The 15,290-nt window shown below is 67.3% G+C and carries 13 protein-coding genes; 4 read left to right on the top strand and 9 right to left on the bottom strand.

Features of this window, described 5'->3' with window-relative positions; translation table 11 throughout:
* Nucleotides 1–4: 4 nt before the first annotated feature.
* Entirely contained in the window at nt 5–1,570 is a 1,566-nt protein-coding gene (locus HWX09_RS05175; protein ID WP_027782864.1) for a mannose-1-phosphate guanylyltransferase/mannose-6-phosphate isomerase, read from the bottom strand.
* Nucleotides 1,567–2,145: a drug:proton antiporter gene (locus HWX09_RS05170; RefSeq protein ID WP_027782865.1), complete on the bottom strand. Its 579-nt coding sequence runs from the start codon at nt 2,143–2,145 to the stop codon at nt 1,567–1,569. The genes HWX09_RS05175 and HWX09_RS05170 overlap by 4 nt, the downstream gene beginning before the upstream one ends.
* Before the next feature lie 249 nt (nt 2,146–2,394).
* On the opposite strand from HWX09_RS05170, the gene HWX09_RS05165 reads away from it, so the two are divergent.
* A complete protein-coding gene (locus HWX09_RS05165) occupies nt 2,395–2,787 on the top strand; it encodes a hypothetical protein (protein WP_027782866.1) in 393 nt (130 codons plus the stop codon).
* 657 nt (nt 2,788–3,444) lie between these two features.
* Nucleotides 3,445–4,836: a sigma-54 dependent transcriptional regulator gene (locus tag HWX09_RS05160; RefSeq protein WP_034185283.1), complete on the top strand. Its 1,392-nt coding sequence runs from the start codon at nt 3,445–3,447 to the stop codon at nt 4,834–4,836.
* 41 nt (nt 4,837–4,877) lie between these two features.
* On the opposite strand, the gene HWX09_RS05155 is transcribed toward HWX09_RS05160, so the two are convergent.
* The 6 genes from HWX09_RS05155 to HWX09_RS05130 form a co-directional block, all read right to left on the bottom strand.
* Nucleotides 4,878–7,325, bottom strand: a complete 2,448-nt coding sequence (locus HWX09_RS05155) for a glycoside hydrolase family 2 protein (protein ID WP_230469091.1) — start codon at nt 7,323–7,325, stop codon at nt 4,878–4,880.
* A 29-nt stretch (nt 7,326–7,354) separates the two neighbouring features.
* A complete protein-coding gene (locus HWX09_RS05150; protein ID WP_027782869.1) occupies nt 7,355–8,410 on the bottom strand; it encodes a DUF1839 family protein in 1,056 nt (351 codons plus the stop codon).
* A complete protein-coding gene (locus tag HWX09_RS05145) occupies nt 8,407–9,381 on the bottom strand; it encodes an amino acid--[acyl-carrier-protein] ligase (protein ID WP_027782870.1) in 975 nt (324 codons plus the stop codon). The genes HWX09_RS05150 and HWX09_RS05145 overlap by 4 nt, the downstream gene beginning before the upstream one ends.
* Nucleotides 9,378–10,574: an acyl-CoA dehydrogenase family protein gene (locus HWX09_RS05140; RefSeq protein WP_027782871.1), complete on the bottom strand. Its 1,197-nt coding sequence runs from the start codon at nt 10,572–10,574 to the stop codon at nt 9,378–9,380. The genes HWX09_RS05145 and HWX09_RS05140 overlap by 4 nt, the downstream gene beginning before the upstream one ends.
* Nucleotides 10,571–10,822, bottom strand: a complete 252-nt coding sequence (locus tag HWX09_RS05135; RefSeq protein WP_027782872.1) for an acyl carrier protein — start codon at nt 10,820–10,822, stop codon at nt 10,571–10,573. Before HWX09_RS05135 ends, HWX09_RS05140 begins: the two co-directional genes overlap by 4 nt.
* A gap of 181 nt (nt 10,823–11,003) precedes the next feature.
* A complete protein-coding gene (locus HWX09_RS05130) occupies nt 11,004–11,786 on the bottom strand; it encodes a Crp/Fnr family transcriptional regulator (protein WP_027782873.1) in 783 nt (260 codons plus the stop codon).
* A 920-nt stretch (nt 11,787–12,706) separates the two neighbouring features.
* Between HWX09_RS05130 and HWX09_RS05125 the strand changes: the two genes are divergently transcribed.
* Nucleotides 12,707–13,489: a Crp/Fnr family transcriptional regulator gene (locus HWX09_RS05125; RefSeq protein WP_027782874.1), complete on the top strand. Its 783-nt coding sequence runs from the start codon at nt 12,707–12,709 to the stop codon at nt 13,487–13,489.
* Between the two features lie 32 nt (nt 13,490–13,521).
* A complete protein-coding gene (locus HWX09_RS05120) occupies nt 13,522–14,907 on the top strand; it encodes an undecaprenyl-phosphate glucose phosphotransferase (RefSeq protein ID WP_230469092.1) in 1,386 nt (461 codons plus the stop codon).
* A gap of 10 nt (nt 14,908–14,917) precedes the next feature.
* Here HWX09_RS05120 and HWX09_RS05115 read toward each other — a convergent pair whose 3' ends face one another.
* The gene (locus HWX09_RS05115; protein WP_155257321.1) at nt 14,918–15,061 is read right to left on the bottom strand and encodes a hypothetical protein; all 144 of its coding nucleotides are present in this window, start codon (nt 15,059–15,061) and stop codon (nt 14,918–14,920) included.
* Nucleotides 15,062–15,290 lie beyond the last annotated feature (229 nt).

Raw genomic sequence — 15,290 nt, 5'->3', positions numbered from 1 at the left:
TCGGTCAGCATGCGTCGCCCGTCGACGGTGCGGCAAGCACGACCGCCTTCTGTGTAGCCGGTTCGGGCAGTGCGCACGTCGGCCGCCCATACTGATCGTCGAAGCGGACGATATCGTCCTCGCCGAGATAGTCGCCCGATTGCACCTCGATGATTTCGAGCGGAATCCGGCCGGGATTCTCGAGGCGATGTACTTCGCCGACGGCGATATACGTCGATTCGTTCTCGCACAGCAGGAACGTCTCGGCGCCGCGCGTCACCTTCGCGGTGCCGCGCACGACGATCCAGTGTTCGGCGCGGTGGTAGTGCATCTGCAGCGACAGCCGCTTGCCGGGTTCGACGACGATCCGCTTCACCTGGAAGCGTGCGCCGAGATCGATCGAATCGTAATGACCCCACGGCCGCTGCACCTTCCGGTGCTCGCTCGCCTGCGGGCGCCGGTCGGTCTTCAGGCGCTCGACGATGTTCTTCACGCGCTGCACGTCGTGCTTGTTCGCCACCAGCACCGCATCGGCCGTCTCGATCACGACGACGTCCTTCATCCCGACGCATGCGATGAGGCGGCCTTCCGAGCGCACGAGGCTGTCCTGCGTATCCTCGAACACGATCGGGCCGCGCGCGACGTTGCCGTGATCGTCCTTCGGCATGATTTCCCAGATCGCATCCCACGTGCCGACGTCCGACCAGCCGGCGGCGAGCGGCACCACGATGCCTTCGATGCCGAGCTCGCCGTGTTCCGCCAGGCGTTCCATCACCGCATAGTCGATCGAATCCGACGGGCACGCGTCGAAGGCCGCCGCATCGATCCGGAAGAACGGATCGTCGGCGACGCCCGCGCGCCACGCGCTCTCGCAGGCTGCGTGGATGTCCGGCGCGAGCGTGCCGATCGCCTTCAGCCAGACCGATGCGCGCGTGACGAAGATCCCGCTGTTCCACCAGTAATCGCCCGATTGCAGATAGCGTTCGGCGAGCGTCGCATCGGGTTTCTCGACGAAACGCCCGATCGCGTAGCCGCCCTGGCTGCCGTGGCGGCCCGAACGCGGCTCGCCGACCTGGATGTAGCCGTAGCCCGTCTCCGCGCGGCGCGGCAGTACGCCGAGCGTGACGATCGCGCCTTCCTGCGCATAGCGCGCCGCGCGTGCGATCGCGTCCTGGAACGCGCCGACGTCGACGATCACGTGATCGGCCGGCATCACCGCGAGCACGGGATCGTCCGCGAGCGCGCTCGCGTCGAGCGCGGCAAGCGTCAGCGCGGGCGCGGTGTTGCGCGCGGCCGGCTCCAGCAGGATGCGGGCGGGCGCCGAGCGGCCGTGCACCTGCTCGGCGCTCATGAAGCGATGCTGTTCGCCGCATACGAGCAGCAGCGTGTCGCCGAGCGACGCGTTCGCGATACCGTTCAGGCGGCGCGCCGTCGCCGACAGCGGCGATTCGTTCGATACCAGTTCGATCAGTTGCTTCGGATACTGCTCGCGCGACAGCGGCCACAGCCGCGTGCCGGAGCCGCCGGCGAGAATCACCGGCAGGATGCTCGGCAGATCGGGTTCGGGAACCGGACGAAGGGTGCGGGTCATCGGTTCGCTCCGGTATCGGCGGGTAGCAGGGGGCGAGCGCGGCCGTCGGCGCGCGCGTCGTCGTTGCGCGAGACCGAAACGGCACGCGACAGCAGATGCCGCAGCGCGCCGGCCGCACGGTCGGCCGACCGTATCAGGCCGACGTACGGCGCGCCCTGTTCGAGATACGGTCCGTAGGCCTTGCGGAATCCGAACTGTTTGTAGAACGCCTGACGCGGCGCAGGCACGTGCGTGCGCACGGCGGTGTCCGGCCATGCGGCCTGCGCGGCGGTGAGCGCGCGCCCGATCAAGCGTTCGAGCGTGTCGTCGTCGCGGCAGCTTTCGCTCGTCAGCACCTTGTCGATCACCACGTCGGGATCGATGTCGTCGCCGGGCAGGATGCGCGCGTAGGCCGCGACTTCCGTGGTGTCGCCGTCGCGCACGCTCGCATAGACGTGCAGCGCGCCGGCGTCCTTGCCGTCGATGTCGAGATGCGTGTGTGCGTCCTCGACCACCAGCACGGCGTTGCGCGCGCGCAGGATTGCATAGAGATCGACGGCGCTCAGATGTTCGAATTCACAACAATGCCATTCCATGATGCTGTCCTCGCGTGATGCCTTCGGCATGCCGCATCGCACGGATGCGATCGATCCGTGCGGCGCGGCGATCTTCATCATCCGGATGCATGGTGCAGCGGTCTGTTCGAAAGCGTACTCACACTCCGGATTCGCATGCGCGACGCGGGATACCAGGCGATGCGCGCGCCGCGGGAGCGCCGCAATGTGCGGTAGCACACACCGTCGGGGCCGGTGCTTTTTCATAATGGATTCATCGTGGCGGCTGCAATGAAGCGGGCCGGCCGACATCGCACGCAAACGCGGCGCCGGGAGACGGGACCGGGCAGTGCGATCGCCTACGACGACGGCCGGCCGCGCACGACAGTGCCGGGCACAGGTTCGCCGTCGATCGCGTGGTGCGAGCCGGACGACGTGATCTCCCGGCATTCCGTCGATCCTGCCTGCCCGCACGGCGTGCTCATCCGCATCGGTACGCTGCCGCTCGCGCGCTTGCACCGCCGTGGTGATCGGCCGGTGCGTCCGCTTGGCGGATCGTGCAAGGACGGCCATCATGCTGCACCGCACGACTCGTGCGGCCAGCGCCCGGAATCCGAGCCGGTTCGGCGGGAATTCGCCGAAAAAGGGGCCGCGCGGCGTGAAGCCGGTGATTACGACGTGTAACGGCCGGGCGGCCCGCGCGCCGGCGCGATGCGATGCGGCGACCCGGCGGCGAACGCGATTATGTGGTCCATGGCGCACGGTACTTGGCTTTTTTGGGGATTTCGATGGAAACCGCGGGCAATCGACAGGATCAATCTTGCGGAAAAGTAGTATTTGCCACTGATTGACGGGAATGGTCAGAGATAATCAAATCTCAGTGGTCAAAAGCGCGCAGCGCCGGGCCACGGGCAGCGTAACCGACTGATTCACGTTTATCTTTTGGTAACAAGGCCAACTCGAAACGGGGTGTAAATTCAGGTGCGGATGAAATGGGGTCGTCAATCCCGGCGCGGTTTGGCGGCCTTCCGGTTCAGCATCGGGCGCGACTGTCGTGTACGACGCGACGCACATGCGGACGGCGTTTTCGTTTGCCGGCGTGCCCCGCCTGACGGCGGGTCGCATCAAAGCCGGAATGTCACGGCTCCTGCAGTCGCGCATTCCGTTCGAGTTCGATGACAACGAGGCCGGATGACATCCGGCTCGACCTCCGGGGGTTCTCGCCGTGTGCAGTTTCGATCTTCGCCAAGGCTGCGGAAACGCAGCGCGGAAAGGCGGCCATGCGCCGCCGGCCGCAGCGCACGCGAACGGTTCGCGGAGTGCAGAGAGTGATGGTTCGTTATGAATATGCCAATAACGCGCGATAAGAGCGCCGGCGCGGGGAGCGGTAACGGGCAGCGTCCGCTGATTTACTGGACGCAGTCGCCGTCCGTGATGCTGCGAAAGGAATTGTCGCGCCGCGACTGGAAAGTGTCGGTCGTCGCGCATGCGAACGAGCTGCGCGACACGTCCGGCGAAATTACCTGCGGCATTCTCGATTTGAGCGGCGGCCACGCCGATGCGATCGGCAGCATCGCGTCGACCTGTGCGTCGATGCGCGACGTCGTCTGGGTGGCGCTCGTGGACGCCGGCCAGACCGCGTCGCCGAACGTGCGCGCGCTGTTGCGCGACTACTGCTTCGACTACGTCACGCTGCCGGCGTCGCACCAGCGGATCGCCGATACGGTCGGCCATGCCTACGGCATGGAGTGCCTGTTCGCCCGCGATCGCGAACAGCTCGAATCGGAGGAAAAAGGCATCGTCGGCACCTGCAGCGCGATGCTGCGGCTGTTCGATACGGTGCGGCGTTTCGCGCGCACCGACGCACCGGTGTTCGTGTTCGGCGAAACGGGAACCGGCAAGGAACTCACGGCCGTCGCGATCCATCGTCATTCGGAGCGGCGCAACGGCCCGTTCGTCGCGGTCAACTGCGGCGCGATTCCGCCACATCTGCTGCAATCCGAACTGTTCGGCTACGAGCGCGGCGCGTTTACCGGCGCGAACGCGCGCAAGATCGGCTACGTCGAGGCCGCGAACGGCGGCACGCTGCTGCTCGACGAAATCGGCGACCTGCCGCACGAAAGCCAGGCGAGCCTGCTGCGGTTTCTGCAGGAACGCTCGATTCATCGTCTTGGCGGCAGCGATCCGGTTCCGGTCGATGTCCGGATCGTGTCGGCGACGCACGTCGATCTGCGCGATGCGATGGAGGAAGGGCGTTTTCGCGCCGACCTGTTTCACCGTCTGTGCGTGATGCGCATCGACCAGCCGCCGCTGCGCGCGCGCGGCAAGGACATCGAACTACTCGCGCACCACATGCTCGAACGCTTCCGCGGCGATGCGCGCCATCGCGTGCGCGGGTTCTCGACGGATGCGATCACGGCGCTCTACAAGCACGACTGGCCGGGCAATGTCCGCGAATTGATCAACCGCGTGCGCCGTGCGGTCGTGATGACGGAAGGACGCCTGATCACCGCGCGGGATCTCGAGCTCGAATACTGTCTCGACGCGGCGTCGCCGTCGGTGGCCGACATCCGCAAGTCGATCGAGCGCGAGGCGATCGAAACCGCGTTGCTGCGCACGCGCGGGCGCGTCGCCGCTTCCGCGCGCGAACTCGGCGTGTCGCGCGCGACGCTGTATCGCTGGATGGAGGCGTACGGTATCGAGCGGCCGCGCGGAACGGGCTCGTCCGACTGATACGCGGCAACCCGACGCTCGCGGCCGCCGCGAGCGTCGCGTCAGCCGGCCTGGGTGGCCCGCACCGCGCGCGCGGCGTTCACGGCCCGGATTTCCACAGCGGGCGGCGCATCGTCGTCAGCCGGCTTCCCGTCGATTCGCAATGGAATGAGCGCGACGCGCGCCGGCGTGCCGGGCGCGAGATGGAACCAGTCGTCGCTCGGCATGAAACCCGGTGCGTCGATCTGCACGTGGCGTGCGACATGCCGCGTGTCGATGTCGACGTGCCAGGTCGCGCCGGTGCGCGATACGCACGCCTCGATTCCCGGTTCGCGACGCGCCAGCACGGCCGGATGCGTACGGGACGGGAAATGGAACGCCTGCGACAGCAGCGTGCCGTCGTCGGCGCGCAGCGTCGCGACGACGGTATCGTGTTCGCAGGGGCCGAAGCGGTACGCGTAGGTCCAGTCGAAGAAGCGGCCGAGCAACTCGGCCGAGCCGAGTCGCACCGTGTCGTGCGCGGCGATCCGCACCGGGCAGCCGGCCCGTGCGACCGGCGTGCGGCCGTCGCGCAGCGCGACCAGCTCGATCGCGGCCGACAGCGGCGCCGGGCGCTCGTTGACCACGTGCACGTCGAGCCCGTTCAGGCCTTCGTCCACGAGCAGCACCTGGATCGGCTGCAGTACCTGGCGCAGCGCATACCATGCCGATTTCGGGCGGTGCGCGGCGTCGATTACGCCCCATCCGGCGCCCGGCATCACGTCCTGGAGTTGCCACACGAGCGCGCCGGCGCAACGCGAACCGGTGCGTCGCCATTCGGAAAACGTCTCGCGCATCACGTCCGCGATCACCGCACGCGACAGCTCGAAGTAGCGCGCCGGATCCTCGCGTCGCAGCCGGTCGGGCGCGACGTCGTACAGCGTTTGCAGATAGTGGTCGCGGATATCGTCGAAATCCCACGACGTGCCGGGGTCGCGCGGCACGGCCGCCTTCCAGCGCGGTTCGTGCACGCCGGGCGAGCCGAGCTCCGCGAGCGTCGCATCGCACGGCACGTTCGCGAACGCGAGGCATTCGCTCGCGAAGCGCACGTCCGAGCGGCGCGCGTCGTCGAGCGGACGCAGGTACGCGCCGACGCCGTAGTAGTGCGACACGCGTTCGCGCGGCGTGAACGGCAGCACGCCGCCGTCGGGCGAATCGGGCACGTACGGGACGTCGGGGCGGTGCGCGGTTGCGTGGCCGGCCAGCCGGTCGGCCGTCAGCTCGAGGAAGCGCTGTTTCGGCCCGAGTCCCGACATCGCGGCCTGCTGCGCGATCTCGCTGCCGCCGCACAGCACCGCAAGCGACGGCGACGCGCCGTGACGCGAGAGAAACTGGCGCGCTTCGCGATCGACGTTGGCCGCGAACGCGGGATCGTCGAGCGCGTAGTCGAAGTTCGCGAAACCGAAGTCCTGCCAGACCAGCAGCCCGAGCCGGTCGCACCATGCGTGGAATGCGTCGGCCTCGTAAGTCATCGTGCCGCCGACGCGGATCATGTTGAAGCCGGCGTCGCGTGCGAGTCCGAGCAGGCGGCCGTAGGTCGCGTCGTCCGCGTGCAGTGCGAGCGGTGCGGCGCTGCTCCAGCATGCGCCGCGCGCGAACACCGGCACGCCGTTGATGCGCAGCCCGAACCCTTTGCCGTCGGCGCCGGCATCGATCTCGATCGTGCGGAAACCCGTCGAGCCGAGCGGCCGGCGGGCAGCGCCGATATGCAGCGCGATCTCGTAGAGCGCCGGTTCGCCGTGCGTATGCGGCCACCAGCGACGCACGTTCGGTATCGCAACGCTTGCGCGCAGTTGGTCGGCGCCGGCACGTTCGAGCGTCGCGTGATGCTCGCCGCACGACAGCCGCGCCGCGAGCGCATCGGGCAGCGGCGCGGCGAACGTCAGTTCCGCGTCGAGCCAGCCCGTGTCGCCTTCGATACGGGCCTGCAGTTTGCAATCGGCCAGAACGGGGCCGTCGGCCAGATCGAGCACGTCGACGGGCCGCCACGGGCCGGTGGGCACATACGGCGGAAACCAGCCCGGCATGTGGCCGAACAGCGACGTGCGGATCGTGCGCAGCGCGGCCGGTTCGGCGAGCCGCGTGCGCCAGCGCGCACGGCGCGGCGCGTGCGTGTCGCGCAGGTGCGGCGCGAGCGCGCGGAAACAGACGGTCAGCCGGTGCGTGCCGTCGAGCGACACGGGCACGTCGTGCGCGACGAACATGCTGTCCGAGCGGTGGATCGGCGTGTCGTCGAGCCATGCGCGGGCGAGCGTCGCGAGGCCGTGAAAGCGCAGGATGCGCGGCCCGCGCCCGCGCAGCTCGAGCCGGTACCAGTGGTCGCGCTCGTCGAGCGACGCGGCTTCGTCGAGCCGGCCGGCCAGTGCGAGCGCCTGCGCGACCGTGCCGGGCACCGGCGCCGCGATCCAGCCGTCGTGGTCGGCCGGAAGCTCGCGCGGATCGCGCACGGCGCCCGCGGCCGTCGCCAGCATCGACCACGCGGGCAGGGCGCGCGCGCGCGTCACCGCATGGCCGACACGGGCACCGTGCCGGCGCGCACGGGCGTCACGTGCCGCAGCGGCGCCCCGATCTGCCGCGCGCACGCGACGAGGTCGGCGTACGCGGCCTCGATCGCGTCGAGCGTCGAATCGCCGCGTTCTTCCCTGCCGCGTGCGCACGCGCGCGCGAGCCGGAATTCGAGCACCATCGCTTCGGAGGCGATGCGATCGCACGCGGCGCGGATCTCGGCGAACGGTCCGATGCAGCCGCTCGCCTGCAGCCAGCGTGCATAGTGGCCGAACAGTTCGAAATTCGCGCCGAGCTGCCGCACCGAGTTGAACGAATACGCATGGAAGCGCTCGAGCGGCGCCTCCGCGAGAATGGGCGCATCGGTCTGCAACTGCCGGCGGAACGCCGCGATCGGATCGACGACCGGCAGGCGCCGCAAGTGGCGCTGCAACGCGGCGAGCGAGGCTTCGCACAGCGCGCGTTCGTCGAGCGGCGCAAAGCGTCGCTTCGCGCATTCGACGTACGGCGGCAGCGTCATCGGCGAACTGGCGCCGACGAGCCCGTTGTAGTCGAAATCCTCGGCGACGTAATAGCCGCTGTTGTGGAAGTAGCCGATCTGGTGCTTCGCGCGGTCGATCGCGTCGATGCCGATCGTCGTCTTCGTGTGCTGCGTGCGGTAGCTACTGCCGCGCGTATCGGGCAGGAACCACGCGTCGACCTCGACGATCATCAGGTGGCCGCGCGCGACCTGCGTCTCGATGTGCTGGTCGAGCGGCTCGTAGATCGAATGTTCCTGCACGACGATTCCGTAGAGCCGTTCCAGCTCGTCGTGCGGAAACTTGAAGAACGTGAACTGGTCGCCCTCGAAATCGAGCGCGATCGTAAACGGCAGCGCCGCATACGGATTGAGGCCCCACCACCGGAGCACCTCGAGCCACATGTCGACATAGCAGTTGGTCTGTTTCCAGACCATCTCCTGACTGTGCAGCGGGTGCGGCCGGTAGTGGCGCGCGCGGTGGCGCACGCCCTCGAACGACGCGTCTTCGCCGTCGCGCGAAACGAACCTCATGGCGTGCCCCACAGCACGTCGCGGACCGCTTGCGGCCATGCGTCGATGTCGAAGCCGTGATGGCGGAACAGCGCGAGCGTGAGCCGCTCGAGGCCGAAGCCGACGCAGCCCGTGTGCGCGACGTCGCCCGTCGCGGTGCGGATGTCCCACAGCAGCCCGAAATGGTCCATGTGGTAGTTGAAGCTCAGGCAGGCTGTCTGTCGGCCGTCGTGCTCGATCGGAATCAGCAGCTCGAACTTCAGGTTCTGCTCGCGCTGGCTGTTCGCGACGATCTTGCCGCCGCGCCCGAAGAACGGGTCGTTCGCGAGATCGATCGCATTCGGCAGGCGCAGCGCCTCGATCATCCGCGTGCCGCGTTCGATCCACGTCTCGCGGAACGAGACGATCTGCTCGGGCGTGCCGATCCGCACGTACTCGCGCATCCGGAACAACTGCATGCGGGTCGGATCGAGCGACGGCTCGTGACGAAAGCAGTACGAGAACACGTCGACGATCCGGCCGTCGGCGGGCAGCGCGCCCGCGCGTGCGACGACGGGATACACCGGGTAGCACGCGGCCGGCGTCATCACGACGTAGGTCGGCTTCTGGTTTTCGGTCCAGTCTTCGCCCTGATCGAGGCATTGCAGCACGCGCTGCTGCTGGCCTTCGTCGCCGCAGAATGCGTGCACGCTGCCCGCCAGTTGCGGGAAGCTCTTCATGTATTCGCTGCGCTCGAACTCGGTGCGGCTCATCGCCGGCGGGAAGCGCAGCACTTCGGCCTGCTGGTCGGCGCCGATACGCGTGACGAACGCGTCGAGCGCTTCCACCACGCGCTCGAATCGTTCGCTGCGGCCGAACAGGCCCTGGATGCCGGTCGAAACGAGCAGGCCCGCATCGATCAGCGCGTCGCGCAGCGGATTGACGCCCGCACGGTCGAGCGGTGCATCGGCGGGAACGGTGGCGGTGGAGGGCACGGCGAGGCGATCGTTCACGTATGTTTCTCCAGCGTCGCGGGACGCAGCGCGAGCAACAGGCTCGCAGTATTGGCGGCAATGCGGTCGTTGCTGATCATCAGCGGCGCCGCGTGCAGATCGCGAATGTGGCGGCCGATGCTGAACGGCGTGCCTTGCTTGTAGCCGGCCATCCCGCAGATCATCATCGCCTGGTGCGCGACTTCGAGCGCGGTCGCCGACACGTAGGTCTTCAGCGTATTGATCTCGGCGGCCCAGGCCATGCCGGCCGACCACGAGCGGGCCGATGCGTTCGCGTGGAGGCGCAGCACGTTGTCGACGCGGGCCTGCATCGCCTGCATCAGCGCGAGCGATTCGGCGATGCGTCGCGCGGCGGGCGACGGTGCGCCATCGGTCTGGCGCGCCTGCGCGCGGAAGAACTGGTGCGCGCGATGGAACGCGTCGCCGGCCACGCCGATCCACACCGCGGCCCACAGGATGTGCGAGACCGGCACCATCGTTTCCTCGGCGATCTTCGCGAACGGCACCGGCAGGCATTGCACGGCGGCGCCTTGCGCGTCGAGCACGAAGCCGTTGCTGCACGTGCCGCGCATGCCGAGCGTGTCCCATTCGCTGCGGCGCGTGAGCGTATAGCCGTCGCGCAGCAGCGTGACGAGCACCTGCTCGGAAGCCGGCGCGTCCGCATCGCGTCGCGCGGTGGCGAGAATGCCGTCCGCGTAGTCGCCGTACGAGATCGTCGGCGCGGATTTGTGCAGCCGGAACCCGCTGCCGTCGATTTCGAGCGCGCACTGGCTCGCGCGCAGGTTGCCGCCGACGCCGTCTTCCGACGTGGCCGACGCGAGCAGCCACTGGTGACGCACGAGCTGCTGCAGGAACAGCTTGTGCCAGCCCTGGTCGGCGGCGTGGTCGACGATGCAGGCGACCTGGATCTGATGCATCGCGAATACCATCGCCGACGATGCGCACGCCTGGCCCAGGATCGAGCAGGCCGACGCGATGTCCTCCAGAGACGCACCCGCGCCGCCGAGATGGGTCGGCACCATCGCGCCGAGCAGCCGGCGCGCGCGCATCGCCTCGATCGCCTCGACGGGGCAGCGCGCGTCGCGATCGACCGCATCGGCATGCTGGGCGGCGATCTGCGCGACGGCATGCGCGGCCTCGTCGAGCCGATGCGAATCGCTGTCGGACGCGAGTTCGGGAAGCAGCGAGCTCATGCGGAGTGCTCGGTGCGTTGCAGCGTGGCGATCGTATTCGCGAGTGCGTCGATGCTGCGGAACAGGTTGCGGTTCAGCATCTCGTCGGGAATCTCGATGTTGAACTGCTTTTCGATCGCGAGCATCAGCTGGATCGTATCGAGCGAGGAGAGGCCCGCTTCGTAGAGGTCGTCCCCGTCGCCGATCGAATCGATCGCGGCTTCGAGGTGGGCGACGTGCTTCAGGATGGTTCTGATTTCGTTTTTCACGTGCTGCTCCGGCGTGCGTGGTGTCGTCCGCTCGGGCAGACGCGCGATAAGCGCTGACATTCCCCCCGGCAGTCCGGCATCAGTAGACCATCGGCAGACACGGCGTTCTGTTCGCCACCCTACAAACAGCTGACCCGGCACGCGGACGGCGCCGAAGCGCCGTCCCGGTCCGGTGCGCCGGTCACGCGCGCGACGCGGCCGGCACGCCCGAGTCGGCCGACAGGATGCGCTTCATCTCGTCGCGCACGATCGCGCGGCAGCCGCACGACATTTTTTCGAGGCCGTCGAGGTCCGCGAGCTCGATCGAGCTGCGGTATTGCCGGATCAGGCCGAGTTTCTGGATTTCGCCGGCGGCGTCCGTGACCGTTTCGCGCCGCACGCCGAGCATTTGCGCGAGCATGCTGTGCGTCACCTGGATCTCGATGCTGCGCGTGCGGTCGAACGCGAGCAGGAACCATCTGCATAACTGATGTTTGAGCACGTGATGACGGCTGCAGAACGTGATCTGCGAGACCTGGGCCATCAGCAGCCGCACGCAGACGAACACGAGGTGGCGGATCACCGGCGACGCGTCGAACGCGGCCGCGAAGATGCGCCGGTCGAGCCGGTAGACGAAACCGTCGCGGCACGCGACCGCCCGGCAGGGCATCCGGCCGCTGCCGCCGATCACGTCGTCGCAGACCACGCTTTCGCTGCCGATCTCCGCGACTTCCAGCGTCATGCCCCCCGACGACACGTACTGCAGCGAAATCGCGGTCGTGACCGGCAGGTAGACCGCGGCGAGCATTTCGCCGGGTTCGCAGAGCACCTGCCCGGATTTCAGGTGAACGAGTTGCAGGTGGGGTGTCAGCGTGGCGAGTTCGTCGCGGTCGATGGCCGCGAGAAACCGGTTGGCGTCGAAGCTGTGGGAAAGCTCGATCGCGCCGTTCGCATACGCGACGGCGTCGGCGGCCTGGTGAGTCACGGCGCATCCTCGCAGGTTGGCGGTCGCGCGTCGTCTCCGCGAATCCCGGAACGGGATTTCGCACGATCGTGCGGACTTTCGTTGATCAAAAACGGAATGACGATACTCGCGAAAAAGGCTAGCACGCAATTGAATTCGAACCATTCCGCATTCTGTCATTTCACAAAGTTTGACGGTTGAGATTGAATGCAAACGTCATGTCGATTTAATGATTCATTTTCCTGGAATTAATCATCCGGAAATGGAATCGTGAGGTTGCTCGTCATTCTATGTCGACCGGGAATCAATCGATCAACGTGGCGAATCGTACAGCGAAAGTGGCGAGAAGGCATTGAACATTATTTGACAAATAAAGAGGGTGCGCCTGATTTTCTATTCGGATCAATGGTTTGCAGGTGATATGTGCGATGCCTGACAGAACCTCGAATTAGTGTACCGATTCAAATTTGAGACAGTTTGAAACGAGCGTGTGAGGTGCGGCGACGGCGGGAAATGCTGCGCTGCACATCACGGAAACAATTGAAAATCGGCTGTAAGTAATTGAACGATAAGCGTCGCGGCCGCAATGCAGTCGTCGCGCCCCGATGCGCGGGAATTGATCAGTCGAATGCTCGCTGTGTCCGCCGCGCGGAGGAGTGTCCGGAAATGAGACGTTTTTCGGGATTTGGGGACGGTTATTCGGGGGCTCTAAATCGGATGTGATTCATATATTAAGGACGGACGGGTATTGGCACGTAAATCGCTTATTCGGGCTGGCGTGTCGAAACGGGGCAGTCGACTCAATTCGGCGATGACAAGCCGATGATCAGTCGGATTCAGGGTTGTGGGCCGCAACCGCTGTCAATGTCCGGACGCGCACCGAGATAACGAGTTCCATGCCGGCTGCCGCAGCCGGCGCGGACGATAAAAGGGATACAGACATGCTTCATCTTCACTCGAGCTATTCGGCGAACGCCATCCTTGCTGCCCTCCCGGAGGACAGCGTCCGCGCCATCGCACCGCATCTCGAACTGGTCAGGATCAAGGCCGGGATGCTCGACCGGGTCGGCGAGCCGATGCGCCATCTGCATTTTCCGACGACGGCGATGATGTCGGTGCAGCACCTGATGGAAGACGGTGCGATGGTCGAGGTGGCGATGGTCGGCCGCGAGGGGGTGGTCGGGCTGGGGACGCTGGTCGGCGGTCTCGCCGCGTCGAGCCGGGTCGAGGTCCGTATCGGCGGAATGGCCTATCGCGTGCCGAGTTGCGTGATGCGCGCCGAATTCGAGCGGTCGGCGCAGACCTACCGGCTGCTGCTCAACACGTGCCAGGCGACGATGGCGCAGATCTCGCGCAGCGCGCTGTGCAACCGGCATCACTCGGTCAGCGAGCAGTTGAGCCGCTGGCTGCTGCTCGCGCACGACCGGATCGACGGCGACGAGCTGGCCGTCACGCAGCAGACGATCGCGAACATGCTCGGCGTGCGGCGCGAGGGGGTGACGGAAGCAGCCGGGAACCTGCAGGAAGCCGGGCTGATCCGGCAACGCCGCGGCCGTATCACGGTGCTCGACCGGCACGGCCTCGAACATCAGGCGTGCGAATGCCACGACCTGATTTGCGCCGACTATCGCCGGTTGCTCGGCACGCGCGGGAATGCGAGGCCGGCGGCGGTTCGCCCGCGCATGCTGGAGGCGCACCGCAGATTCTCCGCACCCGGTGCGTGACGATGCAGTCGATGCCGGGTGGAACGAATGCAATGCGGCGTGCCGCGATCGCGGCGGCCGACGTCCTGCTCGTGCTGGCCGGGACGCTCGTCGCGCAGGCGGCGTCGGGTCTCGGATGGCATGAGCTGTCCGATGCGCAGCGCGGTTCGATCGCGCTGCTGGGTGTGCTGACGGTGGCGCTGCTGCCGCGCTGCCTGCGCACCGTGCGCGGCGGCGTGGCGGTGCAGGGCGGCGCGCACGTGCTGGCGCACACGCTGGTGGCGGTGGTGTGCGCGAGCGTGCTGACGGTGGCCGGCGCGATGTGGATCATGAATCGCGGCGGCACGGTGACGACCCGCTGGATCGTGCGCACGGTGCTGGCCGGCGACGCGGCGGTGCTGCTCGGCCGTGCGGCGCTGCTGGCGCTCGCGCTGACGCGCGGCGACCCGCGTGCGCGGCAGCGCCGCGTCGCCGTCGTCGGCGCGACGGCTTACGGGCGCGTGGCGATCGAGCGGATGCAGCTCGCGCCGAACGGCCCGTTCGTGGCCGCGTGCGTATTCGACGACGATGCACAGGCCGCCGCTGGCGGCATCGGCGGCGTACCGATGATCGACGACTGGAACGTGTTGCGCGACCTGATTCGCGGCGGCGACATCGACGAGGTCTGGCTCACGCTGCCGATGTCGCACGAGTGGCGGATCCAGCGCATCGTGCGCGAGTTGCGCGACGAGTTCGTCGAGTTGCGGCTGTTGCCCGACGTGCGGCAGATGGCGATCGTCGATCGCTCCGCGACCGACGTGCTCGGCATGCCGGCGATCAATCTCGCAACCACGCCGCGCTCCGCGCCGGAGCTGTGGGCAAAGTTCGCGTTCGACCGGCTGTTCGCGTTCGGCGTGCTGATTCCGTTGCTGCCGCTGCTGACGCTGCTGGCGGTCGCGGTCAAGCTGTCGTCGCCGGGGCCCGTGCTGTTCAGGCAGCGCCGCAAGGGCGTCGACGGCCGAGAGTTCGATATCCTGAAGTTTCGGACGATGCGCGTGCATCGCGCACAGCCGGGCGTCGTCCGGCAGGCGTCGCGCAACGATTCGCGCATCACGCGCGTGGGCGCGTTCCTGCGGCGCACGTCGCTCGACGAGCTGCCGCAGTTCTTCAACGTGCTGTTCGGGCAGATGTCGGTGGTCGGCCCGCGTCCGCACGCGATCGAACACGACGACCTGTATCGGCAACTGATCGACTGCTACATGTACCGCTACCGCGTGCGGCCCGGCATCACCGGATGGGCCCAGGTGAACGGCTATCGCGGCGAGACGCGCAAGGTCGAGGCGATGGAGGCCCGGGTGAAGTTCGATCTGTTCTACATGCAGAACTGGAGCTTCTGGTTCGACATCAAGATCATCCTGATGACGGTGGTGCGCGGCTTCATCGGGCGCAATGCATTCTGAGGATAACGAATTATCCAGGCGTCGTCGTGCGATCGATCTTGGCGATGGCGCGATGCAGGTTCGCGAGCACGGAAAGAAGCGCTGCGGCCGCTTGGAAAATTGCTGCGCTGCGGTTGCGCCGGCGGGCTTCGCGGCGCGCGCCGCAGGTCGGCATTGCGCGTCCGTCCCCAGTTTCCGCACCGCTGCCGCCGCATGACGGGCACGCTGATTCCGGTCAACACACGCGTGTTCAATGGGTTTATCCTGCGTCGAATGCGTCCGGCGTTTCGCACGTCCGGCCGCCCATCCGGATGCGGCGGCGCAGTCATGCCTGCGTGCCGCGCACCGGCGCGATACCGCGCGCCGCTCTTTTTTCGCGCGGAACCCGGAACAGGAGAGACGGC

Source organism: Burkholderia sp. BCC1208 (genome assembly GCF_902833095.1).
Classification (GTDB): Bacteria; Pseudomonadota; Gammaproteobacteria; order Burkholderiales; family Burkholderiaceae; genus Burkholderia.
Note: the sequence above shows the minus strand (reverse complement) of the source record. Positions and strands in the feature narration are given on the sequence as shown.

What these genes read in the sequence shown, in the direction of transcription:
- HWX09_RS05175 (WP_027782864.1), bottom strand. Translation starts at nt 1,570, where the DNA reads ATGACCCGCACCCTTCGTCCGGTTCCCGAACCCGATCTGCCGAGCATC.
- HWX09_RS05170 (WP_027782865.1), bottom strand. Translation starts at nt 2,145, where the DNA reads ATGGAATGGCATTGTTGTGAATTCGAACATCTGAGCGCCGTCGATCTC.
- HWX09_RS05165 (WP_027782866.1), top strand. Translation starts at nt 2,395, where the DNA reads ATGAAGCGGGCCGGCCGACATCGCACGCAAACGCGGCGCCGGGAGACG.
- HWX09_RS05160 (WP_034185283.1), top strand. Translation starts at nt 3,445, where the DNA reads ATGAATATGCCAATAACGCGCGATAAGAGCGCCGGCGCGGGGAGCGGT.
- HWX09_RS05155 (WP_230469091.1), bottom strand. Translation starts at nt 7,325, where the DNA reads ATGCTGGCGACGGCCGCGGGCGCCGTGCGCGATCCGCGCGAGCTTCCG.
- HWX09_RS05150 (WP_027782869.1), bottom strand. Translation starts at nt 8,410, where the DNA reads ATGAGGTTCGTTTCGCGCGACGGCGAAGACGCGTCGTTCGAGGGCGTG.
- HWX09_RS05140 (WP_027782871.1), bottom strand. Translation starts at nt 10,574, where the DNA reads ATGAGCTCGCTGCTTCCCGAACTCGCGTCCGACAGCGATTCGCATCGG.
- HWX09_RS05125 (WP_027782874.1), top strand. Translation starts at nt 12,707, where the DNA reads ATGCTTCATCTTCACTCGAGCTATTCGGCGAACGCCATCCTTGCTGCC.
- HWX09_RS05120 (WP_230469092.1), top strand. Translation starts at nt 13,522, where the DNA reads ATGCGGCGTGCCGCGATCGCGGCGGCCGACGTCCTGCTCGTGCTGGCC.
- HWX09_RS05115 (WP_155257321.1), bottom strand. Translation starts at nt 15,061, where the DNA reads ATGCCGACCTGCGGCGCGCGCCGCGAAGCCCGCCGGCGCAACCGCAGC.